The organism is Variovorax sp. AC103, assembly GCF_979254005.1.
On sequence record NZ_CEEDFC010000028.1, the window covers coordinates 67,788 to 85,030 of the forward strand.

At 69.6% G+C, this 17,243-nt stretch carries 16 protein-coding genes; 4 read left to right on the plus strand and 12 right to left on the minus strand.

The features are described from left to right. Positions 1-135 precede the first annotated feature (135 nt). Positions 136-1,278, plus strand: coding sequence for an esterase-like activity of phytase family protein (locus AC0IYU_RS30685; RefSeq protein WP_472125046.1), 1,143 nt, complete (start codon positions 136-138; stop codon positions 1,276-1,278). Then, positions 1,275-2,141 (plus strand): pyrroline-5-carboxylate reductase, encoded by an 867-nt coding sequence (gene proC / locus AC0IYU_RS30690; protein ID WP_435437505.1) that lies wholly within the window; start codon positions 1,275-1,277, stop codon positions 2,139-2,141. Before AC0IYU_RS30685 ends, proC begins: the two co-directional genes overlap by 4 nt. A gap of 6 nt (positions 2,142-2,147) precedes the next feature. Here proC and AC0IYU_RS30695 read toward each other — a convergent pair whose 3' ends face one another. The 12 genes from AC0IYU_RS30695 to AC0IYU_RS30750 all read right to left on the minus strand — a co-directional run bounded on the left by AC0IYU_RS30695 (position 2,148) and on the right by AC0IYU_RS30750 (position 15,545). After that, positions 2,148-2,618 (minus strand): MaoC/PaaZ C-terminal domain-containing protein, encoded by a 471-nt coding sequence (locus AC0IYU_RS30695; protein ID WP_472125049.1) that lies wholly within the window; start codon positions 2,616-2,618, stop codon positions 2,148-2,150. A gap of 11 nt (positions 2,619-2,629) precedes the next feature. Then, complete coding sequence (gene ubiA / locus AC0IYU_RS30700) at positions 2,630-3,490, minus strand: 4-hydroxybenzoate octaprenyltransferase (RefSeq protein ID WP_472125052.1); 861 nt, start codon at positions 3,488-3,490, stop codon at positions 2,630-2,632. 75 nt (positions 3,491-3,565) lie between these two features. Continuing rightward, positions 3,566-4,141: a Dps family protein gene (locus tag AC0IYU_RS30705; RefSeq protein ID WP_435437502.1), complete on the minus strand. Its 576-nt coding sequence runs from the start codon at positions 4,139-4,141 to the stop codon at positions 3,566-3,568. Between the two features lie 133 nt (positions 4,142-4,274). Then, positions 4,275-5,240 (minus strand): LysR substrate-binding domain-containing protein, encoded by a 966-nt coding sequence (locus AC0IYU_RS30710; RefSeq protein ID WP_472125055.1) that lies wholly within the window; start codon positions 5,238-5,240, stop codon positions 4,275-4,277. Between the two features lie 91 nt (positions 5,241-5,331). Next, positions 5,332-7,722: a sensor domain-containing protein gene (locus tag AC0IYU_RS30715; RefSeq protein ID WP_472125058.1), complete on the minus strand. Its 2,391-nt coding sequence runs from the start codon at positions 7,720-7,722 to the stop codon at positions 5,332-5,334. A gap of 238 nt (positions 7,723-7,960) precedes the next feature. Continuing rightward, the gene (locus AC0IYU_RS30720) at positions 7,961-8,971 is read right to left on the minus strand and encodes a TRAP transporter substrate-binding protein (protein WP_472125060.1); all 1,011 of its coding nucleotides are present in this window, start codon (positions 8,969-8,971) and stop codon (positions 7,961-7,963) included. Between the two features lie 4 nt (positions 8,972-8,975). Next, positions 8,976-10,703 carry an acetyl/propionyl/methylcrotonyl-CoA carboxylase subunit alpha gene (locus tag AC0IYU_RS30725; protein ID WP_472125064.1) on the minus strand — a complete coding sequence of 576 codons (1,728 nt, stop codon included), beginning with the start codon at positions 10,701-10,703 and terminating at the stop codon, positions 8,976-8,978. A 10-nt stretch (positions 10,704-10,713) separates the two neighbouring features. Then, positions 10,714-12,303, minus strand: coding sequence for a 5-oxoprolinase subunit B/C family protein (locus tag AC0IYU_RS30730; protein ID WP_472125120.1), 1,590 nt, complete (start codon positions 12,301-12,303; stop codon positions 10,714-10,716). Between the two features lie 5 nt (positions 12,304-12,308). Continuing rightward, positions 12,309-13,085, minus strand: coding sequence for a LamB/YcsF family protein (locus AC0IYU_RS30735; RefSeq protein ID WP_472125122.1), 777 nt, complete (start codon positions 13,083-13,085; stop codon positions 12,309-12,311). A gap of 51 nt (positions 13,086-13,136) precedes the next feature. Then, positions 13,137-13,832 (minus strand): pyroglutamyl-peptidase I, encoded by a 696-nt coding sequence (gene pcp / locus AC0IYU_RS30740; protein ID WP_472125067.1) that lies wholly within the window; start codon positions 13,830-13,832, stop codon positions 13,137-13,139. A gap of 10 nt (positions 13,833-13,842) precedes the next feature. Beyond that, the gene (locus AC0IYU_RS30745; protein ID WP_472125070.1) at positions 13,843-14,799 is read right to left on the minus strand and encodes a DUF979 domain-containing protein; all 957 of its coding nucleotides are present in this window, start codon (positions 14,797-14,799) and stop codon (positions 13,843-13,845) included. Between the two features lie 2 nt (positions 14,800-14,801). Further along, positions 14,802-15,545, minus strand: coding sequence for a DUF969 domain-containing protein (locus AC0IYU_RS30750; protein ID WP_472125073.1), 744 nt, complete (start codon positions 15,543-15,545; stop codon positions 14,802-14,804). A 332-nt stretch (positions 15,546-15,877) separates the two neighbouring features. On the opposite strand from AC0IYU_RS30750, the gene AC0IYU_RS30755 reads away from it, so the two are divergent. Further along, positions 15,878-16,582: a GntR family transcriptional regulator gene (locus AC0IYU_RS30755; RefSeq protein WP_472125076.1), complete on the plus strand. Its 705-nt coding sequence runs from the start codon at positions 15,878-15,880 to the stop codon at positions 16,580-16,582. A 24-nt stretch (positions 16,583-16,606) separates the two neighbouring features. After that, positions 16,607-17,239, plus strand: coding sequence for a LysE family translocator (locus AC0IYU_RS30760; RefSeq protein WP_435487550.1), 633 nt, complete (start codon positions 16,607-16,609; stop codon positions 17,237-17,239). Positions 17,240-17,243 lie beyond the last annotated feature (4 nt).

Consider the following 17,243-nt stretch of genomic DNA (forward strand, 5'->3'; position numbering starts at 1 on the left):
AAGCCCGCGATTGTTGCATGCACTCAGGGCGATGTCAACAACCCCATTCCGCCATTTCGCACTGGCACTAGACTTCAGGGCGTGCGCTCCCCCGAGAAGTCCCTTTCGAACGCCCCTTTGCCGCCTTCGCCGCCCTTGCGCCGGCGCCTTCTGGCGGGCGCGGCCGGCCTGCTGGCGCTGAGCCTGGCGGGCTGCAGGAGTGCCTCCCCGACTTCCAGCCCCGGAACTGGCCGGCTGCGCCGCATCGCCGAAGCGCGATGGCCGCACCGCGTCAATATAGAGGGCACCACGGCAGGCGGCCTCTCGGGCATCGACTACGACCCGATCCAGGGGGAGTACCTGCTGATCAGCGATGACCGGTCGGACCTGGCCCCCGTGCGCTGCTACACGGCCCGGTGGCCGCAGCCCCGGCTGGCGCAGCCCGAGCCCGTCGGCGTGGTGCAGCTGCAACGCCCCGGCGGCGGCCCCTGGCCGAACCGGCGCCATGCGGTCGACGGGCTCCCCGTCCCCGACCCGGAAGCCCTGCGCCTGCGGCCGGCGACCAATACCCTGCTCTGGACCAGCGAGGGCGACGTCGCCCGCGGCTTCGGGCCCGCGCTGTACGAGTCGGCTCGCGACGGCCGCTTCCTGCGCGAGTTCCCGATGCCGGCGATGTTCCAGCCCGATCCGGCGCAGCGCCGCGGCCCGCGCGACAACCTCGGCTTCGAGGGCGTCACCCTCACGCCCGACGGCCGTTTCGCCTGGCTGGGCATGGAGAACGCCCTGGTCCAGGACGGTCCCGAGCCCACCGTCGGTGCGCCCGGCGGCCCCTGCCGCTTCACCCGCATCGACCTGCAAACCGGCCAGGCCGACCGCCAGGTGGCCTACGTGCCCGACGCCATCCCGCTGCGCCCGCTGGTTCCCGGCACCTACGCGGACAACGGCGTGAGCGAGATCCTGATGCTCGACGCCGACCGCATGCTGGTGCTGGAGCGCGCCTACGCCACCGGCACGGGCAACTCGCTGCGCCTGTACGAGATCGACACCCGCGCGGCCAGCGACGTGCTCGCCGTCGACGCGCTGGCGCCGGGCAACCACCGCCCCGCGGCCAAGACCCTGGTGGCCGACTTCGCCACGCTCGGCCTGTCCCGCCTCGACAACACCGAAGGCATGTGCTGGGGGCCGCCGCTGCCCGACGGCCAGCGCGTGCTGGTGGTCGTGAGCGACGACAATTTCAACCCGCTTCAAGTGACCCAGTTCGCCGCCTTCGCCTACACAGACCGCATCGACCGACCATGACCATCGCCGTCACCTTCCTCCCCCGCACCGGCCCCGCGCCGCTCCCGCCGTTGCCGCCCGTGGCCTTCATCGGCGGCGGCAACATGGCGAGCGCCATCATCGGCGGCCTGATCCAGCAAGGCACACCGGCGGACGCGTTCGAGGTGGTCGAGCCCTTCGAGGAGGCCCGCGCGAAGCTCGCCCAGTCTTTCGGCATCACGGCGCAGGCAGAGGCCGGCGAGGCCCTGTCGCGCTGCGGCGTGGTGGTCTGGGCGGTCAAGCCCCAGACCTTCGCGGACGCGGCCCGCCCGGTGCGCGAATTCGCGACCGACGCCCTGCACCTGAGCGTGGCCGCGGGCATTCCCTCGGACAGCATCGCCCGCTGGCTAGGCACCGAGCGCGTGGTGCGCGCCATGCCCAACACGCCGGCACTCGTGGGCAAGGGCATGACGGGCCTGTACGCCCGCCCCGGCGCCGAGAGCGCCGACCGCGCGACGGTCGGGCAGCTGCTGGCGCCCACCGGCGAACTGATCTGGGTCGACGCCGAATCGGCGCTCGACGCCGTCACCGCCATGTCCGGCTCGGGTCCGGCCTACGTGTTCTATTTCATCGAGGCGATGACCGAAGCCGGTGTCGAGATGGGCCTCACGCCCGAGCAGGCGCAGCAGCTGGCCATCGGCACCTTCACCGGCGCCTCGGCGCTGGCGCACAGCGCGACCGAGCCGCCTTCGGTGCTGCGCGAGCGCGTCACCTCCAAGGGCGGCACGACCTACGCAGCCATCACCTCGCTGCAGCAGGCCGACGTGAAGGCGCAGTTCAAGACCGCGATCCGCGCGGCGCAGAAGCGCGCCGCCGAACTGGGCGAAGAATTCGGCCGCAGCTGAAGGCGCTCAGGCCGGCGGCAGTGCGCGCGGCCCGAGGAAGAACAGCCACTCGGCGGCCAGCGTGACCGTGCCGTCCTCCAGCTCGAGCAGCACTTCCTCTTTCAGCAGGAAGCTGCCGTCCGGCTTGGGCGTCACTTCCAGGATGCGCACCCGCGCCCGGAAGCGCGCGCCCACCGGCATGGGCCGCACAAAGCGCAGCCGGTCGAAGCCGTAGTTCAGCGCGTGGTTCGAATCGAAGGGCAGCAGCATGCGCATGGCCTCGCCGGTCAGCCGGATCAGGTGCGAAACCTGGAAGAAGCCCTGCACGATGGTGCCGCCGTAAGGCGCGTCACGCGCCGCGCGCTCGGGGTCGAGGTGGATCCACTCGCCCTCACCGTCGCCCGACAGCTCCGAGTAGCGCTCGACCATTTCCTGCGTGATGCGATGCCATTCGGAGAAGCCCGCCTGGCCGATCTTGTGCGTCAGTCTCTCCAGCATCGAAGAAGCCCTCAGCGCACCGCGTAGCCGGCCACGATGCCGGCGAACACGGTGAAGCCCAACCAGTGGTTCAGGCGGAAGGCCTTGAAGCAGCCGTCGCGCGTGCGGTCATGAATCAGCCGCCAGTGCCACACGGCCTGCGCCGTCGCCAGGGTGATGCCGGCATAGAACAACACGCCCAGCGCGTGACTCGCGCCGGCCCAGCCCCAGATCGCCAGAAAGATCGCGTAGCTCGTCATCACCGCGGCCACGTCGAGGCGCCCGAAAGTGATGGCCGAGGTCTTCATGCCGATCTTCAGGTCGTCGTCGCGGTCGACCATGGCGTACTCGGTGTCGTAGGCCAGCACCCAGAACAGGTTGCCGACCAGCAGCCACACGACCAGCACCGGCACCGTCGACTGCACCGCCGCGAAGGCCATCGGAATGCCGAAGCTGAAGGCGATGCCCAGCACCGCCTGGGGCACCGAGACGAAGCGCTTGGCGAAGGGATAGGCCAGCGTGACGGCCAGCGCCGCGAACGACCACAGCACCGTGAGCCGGTTGGTGGTGAGCACCAGGGCGAAGGCCGCCAGCGCCAGCACGGCGCCGAGCCCCAGCGCCTCCTTGACCGACATGGCACCGCTGGTCACGGGCCGTTGCGCGGTGCGCTTCACGTGGCGGTCGAAGTCGCGGTCGGCCACGTCGTTGATGCAGCAGCCGGCACTGCGCATGAGGAAGGTGCCCAGCGTGAACACCACCAGCAGGTGCCAGCCGGGCCAGCCGTCCGCCGCGAACCACAGCGCACCGAGCGTGGGCCACAGCAGCAGCAGCCAGCCGGCGGGACGGTTCCAGCGGATCAGGTCGAGGTACAGCGCGAAACGGCGGGCAAGCATTGCGATTGCGGCAGGCAAAAAAAGAGCGGCCATTGTGCCGCTCGTTTCGGGTTGCCTGGGTCCGAAGGACGGGGATCAGTCCTCCAACAGCGAACGCAGCATCCAGGCCGTCTGGTCGTGCACCGTGCAGCGCGCGGTCAGCATGTCGGCCGTCGGGTCGTCGCCGGCTTCTTCGGCCACCGGAATGAATTCGCGCGCGATGCGCGACACGGTCTCGTGGCCCTTCACCAGGATGCGCACCATCTCCATCGCCTTGGGCGGGTTCTGCGGCACGTCGGGCACGGTGGCGATCTTGCTGAACTCGGCGTACGAGCCCGGCGCGTAGTGACCCAGGGCGCGAATGCGCTCGGCCAGCACGTCGGTCGAATTCCAGAGCTCGGTGTACTGGCCCATGAACATCGCATGCAGCGAGTTGAAGTGCGGGCCCGTCACGTTCCAGTGGAAGTTGTGCGTGGTGAGGTACAGCGTGTAGGTGTCGGCCAGCACGCGGCTCAGGCCTTCGGCAATGGCGGCGCGGTCCTGGCGCTCGATGCCGATGTTGATGATCGGCGCGTTGCGGCTGCCCGACTCCTGCGCGACCACCGCGCCGCCCTTCTTGGGCACCTTGCCGGCGGAGGAAGCTGACGACGATTTCTTCGGGGCTTTGGCCATGGCGAGAACTCTTTCTTCAAGTTGGGGGAACACCGGAATTCTGGAAGCCGGCGCGCGGCTTCGCAACAGCGTCACTCTATCTCAGCGATGAACGATTCCGAACCGCGGCGGCGTAGGCCGATTCCGCGAACTGCTAGGACAGCCGCTTCACGCCCGGCAGCTCGCACGCATAGATGGCATTGCGCAGCGCCGCAATGGCCTCGTAGCGCGTGAAGGTGCGCCGCCACGCCAGCACCACGCGGCGCGTGGGCGGCTCGCGGTCGTGCGCGTCGCGCACGGGCAGGTAGCGCACCATCTGCTCGAATTCCTTGCGGCCCTTGACCCTGGGCTTGAGTGCCTCGGCCGGCACCGACAGGCGCGGCACCAGGGTCACGCCCATGCCCGAGGCCACCATGTGCTTGATGGTTTCCAGCGAGGAGCCCTCGAAGCTCTTGCGGATGCCTTCGGCATTGCTGGAGAAGCGCGCGAACTCGGGGCACACCTCGAGCACGTGGTCGCGAAAGCAGTGGCCCGTGCCCAGCAGCAGCATGGTCTCGCTCTGCAGTTCTTCGGAGGTGATCGATTCGCGGTCGGCGAACTTGTGCTTGACGGGCAGCGCCGCCATGAAGGGCTCGTCGTACAGCGGCGCCATGGCAAGGCCGGTGTCGGGAAAGGGCTCGGCCATGATGGCGCAGTCGATCTCGCCGGCGCGCAGCATCTCCAGCAGCTTGGCCGTGAAGTTCTCCTGCAGCACCAGCGGCATCTGCGGCGTGCGGGCGATCACCTGGCGCACCAGGTCGGGCAGCAGGTACGGGCCGATGGTGTAGATCACGCCCAGGTTCAGCGGACCGGCCAGCGGGTCCTTGCCGCGCTTGGCGATCTCCTTGATGCTGGCGGCCTGGTCGAGCACGCTTTGCGCCTGCTGCACGATCTGCTCGCCCAGCGGCGTGACGGTCACTTCGCCGGCGCTGCGCTCGAAGAGCTTGACCTCGAGTTCGTCCTCGAGCTTCTTGATGGCCACCGACAGGGTCGGTTGGGAGACGTAGCAGGCCTCGGCCGCCTTGCCGAAGTGCCGTTCGCGGGCTACTGCGACGATGTATTTGAGTTCGGTGAGAGTCATAGCTTGCGTCAATTATGCGCAAGGGGCCGCAACCGGGCTGGCCCGGGGCCGCAAGGCCCTGCCAAAGTGCCGGTACCTGCCGCTGCGCCCCTCAGCGCAACGCTTCCACGTCCTCGACCATCTCGACGAGCATCGGCGCCGTCATCGGCCGGCCCAGCAGAAAACCCTGCACTTCGGCGCAGTGGTCCTCGATCAGCGTCTGGAGCTGGCCGTCGGTCTCCACGCCCTCGGCCGTGACCGACAGGCCCAGCGCCTTGCCCAAGGCCAGGATTGCCTTGACGACGTCGCGGCTGCCGTCGCGCTGCTCGATGTCGGCGATGAACTGCCGGTCGATCTTGATGACGTCGAACGGGAAGCTGCGCAGCGAGCTCAGCGACGCGTAGCCGGTGCCGAAGTCGTCGATGGCCAGCTTCACGCCCAGCGCCTTGAGCTCGCGCAGCACGATGCCCGCGCCCTCGGCGTCGTCCATCAGCACGCCTTCGGTGATCTCGATCTCCAGCCGCTCGGGCGCCAGGCCGGCACCCGCCAGCACGTCGCGCACGCGCTGCACCAGGCGGCCGTCGCGAAACTGCACCGGCGACACGTTGACCGACACGCCGATCTCCGGCCACTGCACCGCGGCCTCGCAGGCCGTTTGCAGCACCCAATCGCCCAGCGGCAGGATCAGCCCGCTCTTTTCCGCCAGCGGAATGAAGTCGTCCGGCCCGATGCGCCCGCGCTGCGGATGCGCCCAGCGCACCAGCGCCTCGGCGCTGCGGATCGATTGCGTGCGTGCGTCGAAGCGCGGCTGGAAGTCGAGGTAGAACTCGCCGGCCACGATGCCGCGGCGCATTTCCTCGATCATGCGGCGGCTGGCCGTCACGCGGTCGTTCATCTCGTTGGCGAAGAAGCAATAGGTGTTGCGGCCGTTGTGCTTCGAGCGGTACAGCGCGGTGTCCGCCGAGCGCAGCAGCTCGTCGGGCGTGGTGCCGTCGGCCGGCGACACCGCCACGCCGATCGACGCGCCGACCTCCAGCATGCCCACGTCGTTGCGGATGGGCGCGGCAATGGCCTCCAGCAGCTGCTGGCAGAAGGCGTCGATCTCCTCGTCCGCCAGGTGGGGCGCGGCAATCACGAACTCGTCCCCGCCGATGCGCGCGGCCAGCTGGTCGCTCTTGAGCGAACGGCGCAGCCGGTCGGCCACCTCGCCCAGCACCTTGTCGCCGACCGGGTGGCCGTAGGTGTCGTTGATGGGCTTGAAGCGGTCGAGGTCCAGGTACAGCACCACCAGCCGCGCCTGCGGATGCGTCAGCGCGGACGCCATGAACGCCGACAGGCGCGTGCGGTTGGGCAGCGAGGTGGCCGCGTCGTGCTGCGCCTGGCGCTGGGCGTCCTCGAACGCCTGGGCCAGCGCCACGTCGGCAGTGACGTCGATCGCGAACTTGATGATGCGCGTGAGCTGGCCGTTCAGGTCGTACACCGGGTTGTACGAGGCCTGCAGCCAGAGCTCGCGCCCGTCCTTGCCGATGCGCTTGTGGCGCCCCGAGACGAACTTGCCCGAGCGCAGCGTCTGCCAGAACTGGGCATACGCCTCGGTGTCGGCCACGCCGGGCTCCATCAGCATCCGGTGGTGGCGGCCCACCACCTCGTCCAGCGCGTAGCCGAAGGTCGCGAGGATGTTCGCGTTGGCATCGAGGATGGTGCCGTCGACGCGGAAGGTGATCACGCCCTGCGACTTGCCGATGGCCTCGATCTGGCTCTGGAAATCGGCCTGGCGCAGCTTTTCCTGCGTGATGTCGGTGGCGTACTTGACCACCTTTCGCACACGGCCCGCGGGGTCGAAGATCGGGTTGTAGGTGGCCTGCAGCCAGACCTCGCGGCCGTGCTTGCCCAGGCGCCGGTACTCCGCTGCGTGATGGTTGCCGCCAGCGAGCGCGGCCCAGAAGGCGGCGTACTCCGCGCTTTCGGCGTAGGCCGCGTCGACGAACATGCGATGGTGCCGCCCCGCCACCTCGTCCAGCCGGTAGCCCATGGCGTCGAGAAAGCGCGCGTTGGCATCGAGCACCGTGCCGTCGAGCGCGAACTGGACCACCGCCTGCGACAGGTTGATGGCCTGGATCTGGCCGCGGTCGTCGGCGGCCTTGAGCACGCGCGACGAGATGTCGTTCGAGGTCTCCACCACCTGCCGCACCACGCCGTTCGCGTCCGCCAGCGCGGTGTAGAAGGCCTGGACCCAGCGCCGGGTGCCGTCCTTGTGCAGGCGCATGCGCTCGACGACGCGCTGCTCGCCGCGCAGCACCTCGTCCCAGATGGCGGACGGGCTGTCCGGCAGGCCGTCCGCGGGGCTGATGTCGAGCAAGTCGCGCCCTTGCAGCTCGTCGAGCGTGTAGCCCCAGGCACTCAGGAAATGGTTGTTGGCCCGCAACACGCGGCCCCGGACGTCGAGCGTCAGCGTGGCGAAAGCGCCGTCGAGCGCCCGCAAACCGGCCGGTGCAGTCGGCACCTCCCGCCCCCCTTCGGGCCCTGCGAAAGCCCCGCCCCTGTCAGCATTGATCCACGCGTCTTGCATCTTGCACACCGGCATTCATCGAACCGAAGAACTGCAGAAAGAGCCATTCCCCTGGACCTGCGGTCTCGTGTTGCGTTGTCGTTGCCTGAAGCGACTTGCGGGTGTCTTTTGCTCGGAAATGCAGGGTAAAACCCGAAGATGATACGAGGATTTGAAACAAAAGTTAACTGATTCAGCGCTTGTCGAAGTACGGAACGAACACATCGTTGGCCCCCACGCCCACCTGCTTGACCCAGTCCAGCGAGAAATGCTCGCCCAGCCGCTGGAGGTCGCGGCTGAACAGGTAGGGCACCGGTTCGATCTTCACGCCGTTGCGCCGCAGTTCGTCCATGGCGCGGGCCGGGGCGGCGGCGCTGGCAGCCCAGCCACGCCACTCGGCGGCCGCGCTGGCCGTCTCCAGCGCGGCGCGCGAGGCCGCAGGCAATGCGTCCCAGGCCTTTGCGTTGGCGAACACGAGGTTCTTGGGAAACCACGCGTCAATGTCGTAGAAGAAGCGCATCGACTGCCACACCCGGCTTTCCACGCCCGTGACGGCCGAGGTCATCATGCAGTCGATGCGCCCGTCCGCCAGCGCGCGGTCGAGCTCGGTGGCCGGCACGTCGACCGGCACCGCGCCCATCAGCGTGGCGATGCGTGCGGTGGTGGCGTTGTAGGCGCGCATGCGCAGGCCGCGCAGGTCGCTCATGCCGCCCAAGGGCCGGTTCGCATACAGGCCCTGCGGCGGCCACGCCACGGCATAGAGCACGCGCAGGCCGCGCTGCGCGAACGACCGCTCGATCAGCGGCCGCTGGATGCGCCACAGCCGCATCGCGTCGGCATAGCCGTGGGTGATGAACGGCACCGAGTCGGCGCCGGCCATCGGCACGTCGGCAACCAGGCTGCTCATGATCGCTTCGCCGGCCTCGACCTTGCCGTCCTGCACCGCGGCGCGGATGGCATTCAGGGCCACCAACGTGTTCTTCGGATGGACCTCGATGCGCAGCTGCCCCTGGGTGGCCAGCTCGACCTGCTGGGCCATCGCCAGCAGGTTGACCGTGTGGAAGTTCTCCGCCGGATAGCCGGTGGCCAGCCGCCACACGGTGGCACCGGACGCGGCCGAAGCGGGGGACAGCGCCGACATCGCCCCCGCACCGCACGCCAGCAACGTGAATGACCGGCGGCTGATGACGGGGGAGCGGTTCATGGCATCAGCCGATGGTCGCCAGCGTGGCGCCCGCCGCCACATAGCCGCCCGCCGCCACCGCGAAGGCGATGCGCCCCGCGCGGTGCGCGACGACCTGCATCTCCATCTTCATCGCCTCCATCACGGCGACGACCGCGCCCTGCGCCACCTCGTCGCCGTCGGCGACCTTCCAGCCCTGCAAGGTGCCGGACACCGGCGCGGCCACGGCGGCGGCATCCGCCACGACCGCTTCGGCGGGCGCCATGCCCGCAGCACCGGCGGCCGACGACAGCCCGCTCAACAGCACCGCCGGCAGGCCCAGCGCCATGCGCCGGCCGCCGACTTCGATCGCCGTGCGCAACAGCGCCGTGTCGGGCAGCGGGTCGGGCCGCATCGCCGCGGCCTCGCCGTTGGCGAAGTCGGTCTCGATCCAGCGCGTGTGCACCTTGAACGCGTCGCCCGACACGAAGTCGGGGTGCGCCATCACCGCGCGGTGGAACGGCAGCACCGTGGGCAGCCCTTCGATGCGGAACTCCTTCAGCGCGCGGCGCGCCCGCGCAATCGCCTGCTCGCGCGTGGCACCGGTGACGATGAGCTTGGCCATCAGCGAATCGAAGGTGCCCGGCACCTGCGAGCCCGCGTCCACGCCCGTGTCCACGCGCACGCCCGGGCCCGAAGGCGCGTCGAACACCTTCACCGGCCCCGGCGACGGCAGGAAGCCGCGCCCCATGTCTTCGGCATTGATGCGGAACTCGAAGGCATGGCCGCGCGGCGCGGGCGTCTGCGTGATCGACAGGGGCAGCCCCTCGGCGATGCGCAGCTGCTCGATCACCAGGTCGATGCCCGTGGTTTCCTCGGTCACCGGATGCTCCACCTGCAGCCGCGTGTTCACCTCGAGGAAGGAGATCGCACCGCTCGCGCTCAGCATGAATTCGACCGTGCCGGCGCCGGTGTAGCCGGCCGCCGCGCAGATGTCGCGCGCCGACTGGTGGATGCGCTCGCGCTGTGCGTCGCTCAGGAAGGGGGCGGGCGCCTCTTCCACCAGCTTCTGGTTGCGCCGCTGCAGCGAGCAGTCGCGCGTGCCGACCACCACCACGTGGCCGTGCGTGTCGGCCAGCACCTGCGCCTCGACGTGGCGCGGCCGGTCGAGGAACTGCTCGACATAGCACTCGCCGCGCCCGAAGGCCGTCACGGCCTCGCGCACCGCCGACTCGTAGAGCCCCTCGACCTCGTCGAGCCGCCACGCCACCTTGATGCCGCGCCCGCCGCCACCGAAGGCGGCCTTGATCGCGACCGGCAGGCCGTGCGTCTCGGCGAAGGCGAGCACCTCGCCGGCGCTGCTCACCGGGTCGGCCGTGCCCGCCACCAGCGGCGCGCCGACCTTGAGCGCGAGCTTGCGGGCCTGCACCTTGTCGCCCAGCATCGCGATGGCGGACGGCGACGGGCCGACCCACGTCAGGCCGGCATCGATCACGGCCTGCGCGAACGCCGCGCTCTCGGAGAGGAAGCCGTAGCCCGGGTGCACCGCGTCGGCACCGCTGCGCCTGGCCACGGCCAGCAGCTTGGCGATGTTCAGGTAGGTGTCGGCGGGCTTGTCGCCCTCCAGCCCGTAGGCCTCGTCGGCCATGCGCACGTGCAGCGCGTTCAGGTCGGCATCGGCATACACCGCGACCGACTGCACGCCGTGGTCGGCACAGGCGCGCGCAATGCGCACGGCGATTTCGCCGCGGTTGGCGATCAGGAGTTTTTTCATCGGGGGGCTTTCACGGTGCGCTGGGCGCGACGGGGCCGGGAGCGGCAATCGGGTGGAAGCGGACGCGCGCGTTCACGGGGATCTGACCCGCGCGGTCCAGGTGGTGGGTGGCGACGGAAGCGATCACGGGGTAGCCGCCGGTCAGCGGATGGTCGGCCAGGAACAGCACGGGCTGGCCGCTGGGCGGCACCTGCAGTGCGCCGTACGCCGTGCCCTCGCTGGGCAGTTCGGCGGGGTTGGCGCGCGCCAGCGGCACCTCGCCCGACAGGCGGATGCCGACGCGGTTCGACTGCGGCGTGACCACCCACGACTGGCTGCACAGCAAGGCGACCGCCTCGGACGTGAACCAGTCGGTGCGCGGGCCGAGCACGATGTCGAGCACGACTTCCTGTTGCACCGTGGGGAGGTCGTCCGGCGGCGTTTCGGCGGCGCCCACCAAGGCGCCTGCCGCCACCGCGCACACGGGCAGCACGTCGCCCGTGGCCACGGCGGGCGGGCCGATGCGCGCCAGCGTGTCGGTCGACAGGCTGCCGAGCACCGGCGCCACGTCGAAGCCGCCGCGCACCGCCAGGTAGCTGCGGATGCCGGCCTGCGGCTCGCCCAGCGCCAGCGTGTCGCCGTCGGCCAGCGCGACCGGCTGGTAGCGCGGCAGCGGCCACGCCACGCCATCAGCGCGGGTCATGGTGACGGGGCCCTCGGCACCGGTGACGGCCACCACCGCATCGCCGCGGCAGACGAACTGGAAGCCGCCATAGGCGATCTCGATGCAGGCCGCGTCCGAAGGGTTGCCCACCAGCCGGTTGGCCGCCTGCAGCGAACGCCGGTCCATCGCGCCGGACGCGGACACGCCCTGCTTCGCCTGGCCGTGGCGGCCGCCGTCCTGCAGCAGCGCCTGCAGCCCGGCGGCACGGATCTCGAAGGCGCAGCCGTTCGCCGCGACAGGGCGGGAAGGCACGGCCTCCACCGCCGCGGGCTCTGCCTTCGGCAGCGCCGTGGCGTCCACGAAGCGCACCGTGTCGCCCGGCTGCAGCAGCGCCGGTGTTTCGCGCGACAGGTCCCACATCGGCGCATCGGTGATGCCGATGATCTGCCAGCCGCCCGGGCTGGCCTGCGGATAGACACCGCTGAAGCTGCCCGCCAGGCCCACCGCGCCCGCCGGAATGCGCGTGCGCGGCACCGACCGGCGCGGCACGTTCAGGCTGGCGTCGCCGCCCGAGAGGTAGGCGAAGCCGGGCGCGAAGCCGGTGAAGGCCACCGTGTAGTCGCTGCCGGTGTGGCGTCGCACCACTTCCTCGGGCGCGATGCCCAGCAGCCCGGCCACCTCGGCCAGGTCTTCGCCGTTGTAGCGCACCGCAATCTCGATGCGCTTGTCGATGCGCGTCTCGCGGGCGTCGAGGCTGCGCTGGCCGATCTGCCGCACGAGTTCGTCCGCGCCGATGGCGGCCGGACGGAACGTGACCAGCAGCGTGCGCGCGGCGGGCACCAGCTCCTCGATGCCGGCGATGGGTTCGGCGCGCAGCGAGGCCAGCAGCGCCAGCGTCTGCGGCAGGTCGTCGAGCTCGACCAGCAGCGCATTCAGGTTGACCGGAAGAAAGCGCATCGTCATCAGTCAGCGCTCGCAAGGCCGTCCACGAAAGGCCGAATGGTCACGCCCGCCTGCTCCAGCCGCGCGCGCACCTGACGCGCCATCTCGACCGCGCCCGGGCTGTCGCCGTGCACGCAGACCGATTCGGCCTCGATGCGCACCGTGCTGCCGTCGATGGCCGTGAGCACGCCGTCGGCGGCCAGCCTCAGCATGCGCTCGGCCACCTCGCCGGCGTCGTGCAGCACCGCGCCGGGCTCGCGCCGCGACACCAGCGTGCCCTGGGGCGTATAGGCGCGGTCGGCAAAGGCCTCGGCCACGGCGCGCAGGCCTTCGCCGCGCGCCCAGCCCAGCAGGGGCGAGCCCGCCAGCGCCACCAGGCACAGCGTGGGGTCGGCCTGCTGGATGGCGGCGATCACGTCGCGCGCCTGGCGCTCGTCGTGGGCGATGGTGTTGTAGAGCGCGCCGTGCGGCTTCACGTAGCGCACCGTGGTGCCGGCGGCGGCGGCCAGTCCCTTGAGCGCGCCGATCTGGTAGATCACGTCGGCGCGCAGGTCGGCGCTTTCCACGTCCATGTTGCGGCGCCCGAAGCCCACGAGGTCGCGGTACGACACATGCGCGCCGATGGCCACGCCGCGCTCCCTGGCCTGGCGCAGCGTGCGCAGGATGCCGGCGGGGTCCCCCGCATGGAAGCCGCAGGCCACGTTGGCGCTGCTCACGAGGGCGAGCATGGCCGCGTCGTCGCCCATGCGCCACACGCCCAGGCTCTCGCCGAGGTCACTGTTCAGGTCGATGTTCATCATGTTCGTCTCCGGCGCGCAGTGAGGCGCGCCCTGGATGTCAATGCAAGGTCAATGCAGGCGGCCGGCGGTCTCGCGCACGTCCTGGCGCACGGTGAGCGCGGTGCGTATGCCTACACGAAAGGCTTCCACCTGCGCGGCCAGCGCCATGCTCGCCACGCCCGGCTTGGGCGCGGCCTGCTCGGGCAGGTAGGGCACGTGGACGAAGCCGCCGCGCGTGTGCGCCAGGGCCGGCTGCGTCGCCAGCCGGTGCATCAGCGCATAGAAGATGTGGTTGCACACGAAGGTGCCGGCGCTGTTCGACACCGCCGCCGGCAGTCCCGCGGCGCGCATGTCGCGCACCATGGCCTTGATGGGCAATGTCGAGAAGTAGGCCGCCGGGCCGCCGGCCACCACCTCGGTGTCGATGGGCTGCAAGCCCGCGTTGTCGGGAATGCGCGCGTCGTCGACGTTCAGCGCGGCGCGCTCCATCGAGATCTCGGTGCGCCCGCCCGCCGCGCCGATGCACAGCACCAGCGGCAGCGGTGCCTTCTTGCCGAGGATGTCCGCCAGCGCCGCGTCCAGCGTGTCGATGGCGCGCCCGAACACGCACGGCAGTTGCAGCGCCTGCACCACGGCGCCTTCGCAGGCCCAGCCGTCGAGCGCGCGGGCAATCTCCCATGCGGGGTTGACGGGGTCGTTCTCGAAGGGCTCGAAGCCCGCGAGCAGCACCCGGGGTGCGCTCGCCTGCCTGGCTTTGGTGGTCATGCGCGGCGCCTTAACGGAACATCAGGAAGTACAGCAGGAAGATGTTGACCACCAGCAAGGCGGCGGCAGTGGGTATCTGCACCTTGATCACCGCGTTCTTGTCGGGCAGCTCCAGCAGCGCCGCCGGCACGATGTTGAAGTTGGCCGCCATCGGCGTCATCAGCGTGCCGCAGTAGCCCGAGAACATGCCGATGGCCGCCATCACGGCCGGGTCGCCGTGGTACACGCCCACCAGCACCGGCACGCCCACGCCGCCCGTCATCACCGGGAAGGCCGCGAAGCCGTTGCCCATGATGATGGTGAACAGCGCCATGCCCAGCACGTACACCACCACCGCCACGAAGCGGATGTCCATGTTGATGTAGCTGGTGGTGATGTACGCCACGGCCTTGCCCACGCCCGCGTCGGAGAACACCAGGCCCAGCATGCCCAGCATCTGCGGCAGCACCACGGCCCAGCCCAGCGCGTCGGTCAGGCGCCTCGACTCGCGCATGCCCTGCATCGGCGTCTCGCGCGTCAGCCAGCAGGCCAGCGCCAGCGCCACCACGCAGCCCACGCCAAGGCTCACCAGGGTGGTGTTCTTGGGGTCGAGCAGGAAGGCGTCGCCGATCTTCACCTTGCTCATGAGCACGGTGCCGATCACGGTGACGAGCGGAATCGCCAGCGCGGGCATGAAGAGCTTGTTGCCCAGGCGCGCGGCACTGGCCTGGTATTGCCCGGGCGTGGGCTCGCGGTGCTTGCCCGCGCCGACGCCGCGCAGGCCGGCAATGACGGCCATGACGATGGCGCCCCCGCCGACAACGGCCGGCGGCAGCTTGTCACCGATCAGGAAGACCAGCGCATAGAGCGCCCAGAACAGGCCGCTGGTGTAGCGCTTGGGGTGCTGCCTGTCGGTCAAAGTCATGATGGCCGTGACCGCGAGGATCAGGCCGACCAGGATGTAGAGGTGCTGGATCGAGAGAATCATGATCAGCGGCCTTCCTGGGTCGCAACAGGTGCGACGACAGCGTCTTGGGCCTTCTCACCGGCCATTTCGCGCGCGATCGACTGGTCGAGCCGGCGCAGGCGCCACGAGTGGATGATGAAGGCGGCAATGGCCGTCGGAATGCCCCACAGCGCGATGTGCAGCGGCTCCACGTCGATGCCGGCCTCGTGCAGGAAGGTGCTCATCAGCACGATGGCGCCGAAAGCCACGAAGATGTCCTCGCCGAAGAACAGGCCCACGTTGTCGGTGGCCGCGGCATAGGCGCGCAGCTTGTGGCGCAGGCGCTCGGGCAGCTTGCCGTAGCGGGTCTCGGTGGCGCCTTCGGCCATGGGTGCGAGCAGCGGGCGAACCATCTGCGGATGGCCGCCCAGGCTGGTGAGGCCGACGGCGGCGGTGAGTTCGCGCGCGGCGAGGTAGACGATCAGCAGGCGCCCGGCGGTGGCCGACTTGATGCGGCTGATCCAGTTCTGCGCGTGCTGGCGCAGGCCGTGGCGCTCGAGCAGCCCGATGACGGCCAGCGGCAGAAGAATGATCAGCGGCAGGTTGCGCGTCTTGATGAACCCGTTGCCGATGGCCGTGAGGATGGCCATCGGCCCGAAGCCCGCCGCGGCCGCCGTCACGATGGCTGTGACGATCACCACCAGCATCGGATTGAAGCGCAGGATGAAGCCCGCAATGATCACGGCCACGCCGATCAGCGGCCACAGATGAGGGATGTCAGGAGTCATGTTGGTCTTTCGTTATGGATTCAGAGACACCTTGCGCGGGAGCGCCGGCCCTTCGCTTGATGCAAACCTCGTGCCAATGAATGAGCAATTGATTTCACCTGAATCACTCATTAATCAGAGATTGTTGAACAATCATGGTGAGTGTGCCCAACAACAGTGCCCGGGTGACCCCATGAAAACCCTGATCGCGCCCGCTCCGGGTGCATCGGCCATGGCCTGAAACCTGCAATCCGGGAGCGGAATCTGCTGCAAACTCTGCTGCAAACTCTGCTGGGCCCGGTTCGCCCGGGTTCACCCGGTTTTCCCGCCCCTTCCATCCTCCCCCTTCCGGAATGACTTCACTGGCCTCCCCGACTTCCCCCGCATCGCCGGCCGCCGGCACGCAGACGCTCAACGACCGGGTCGCCGAACTCATCCGCCAGAAGATCGTGAAGGGCGAGTTCTCGCCCGGGCAGCGGCTGTCGGAGGCCGCGCTGGCCGACAGCTTCGAGATTTCGCGCAACACCCTGCGCGAGGTGTTCCGCACACTGACCAAGGAAGGGCTGCTCAAGCACGCGCCCAACCGCGGCGTGTTCGTGGCGGTGCCGAGCATCGCGTCGATCATCGACATCTACCGGGTGCGCCGGCTCATCGAATGCCAGGCGCTGGCGCAGGCCTACCCGCGGCATCCGGCCAAGAAGCACATGCGCGAGGCGGTGGAAACGGCGCTGAAATGCCGCGACGCCGGCGACTGGCTGGGCGTGGGCACGGCCAACATGGAGTTCCACAAGGGCATCGTGGAGCTGGCGGACAGCGAACGGCTGAACATCTTGTTCGCGCACATCCTGGTCGAGCTGCGGCTGGCCTTCGGCCTGCTGAAGGACCCGGAGTTCCTGCATGCGCCCTACGTGGACATGAACACCAAGCTGCTCGAACTCATCGAGGCCGGCAAGTTCGCCGAGGGCTCGGCGTCGCTCAACGACTACCTCATTCACTCCGAACGCATCGTGCTGGCCGTCTACGCGCGGCAGATGCCCGAAAACGGCCTCGACAACTGACCATTTCCACTTCAAGGAGACGCCATGACCCTGTCTGCCTACCTGCTCTTCCTGCCGGCCTGCTTCGCCATCAACATGGCCTTCGGCCCCAACAACCTGCTGTCGGTCACCAACGGCGCGAAGCACGGCGTGTCGCCGGCCGTCATGGCGGCCAGCGGGCGGCTCGTGGCCTTCGCGATCATGATCGCCATCGCGGGGCTGGGCATGGGCGCGGTGCTGGTGGCGTCGGAGATGGCCTTCGACGTCATCAAGTACATCGGCGCGGCCTACCTGGTGTGGATCGGAATCCGGCTGCTGCGTGCGCCGGCGCCCACGGCCGAGGTGCAGTCGCGCGACGCTTCGGCGCCGCTGTCCATGCGCGCGCTGGTGCGCCAGGAATTCACCGTGGCAGCGGGCAACCCGAAGGCCATCCTGGTATTCACCGCCTTCTTTCCGCAGTTCGTGGTGCCCGGCGCGTACGCCTCCAGCTACCTGCTGCTGGGCGTGACCTTCCTGGTGTTCGAGCTGGTCGCGATCGCGCTCTACGCGATGCTCGGCGCACGCATGCGCCGGCTGGCCGATGGCAGCCGCGCCATGCGCTGGTTCAACCGCGTGAGCGGCAGCATGATGGTCGGCTTCGGGCTGATCCTGGCGTTCACGCGCCGGCCGGCGGGCTGAGCGT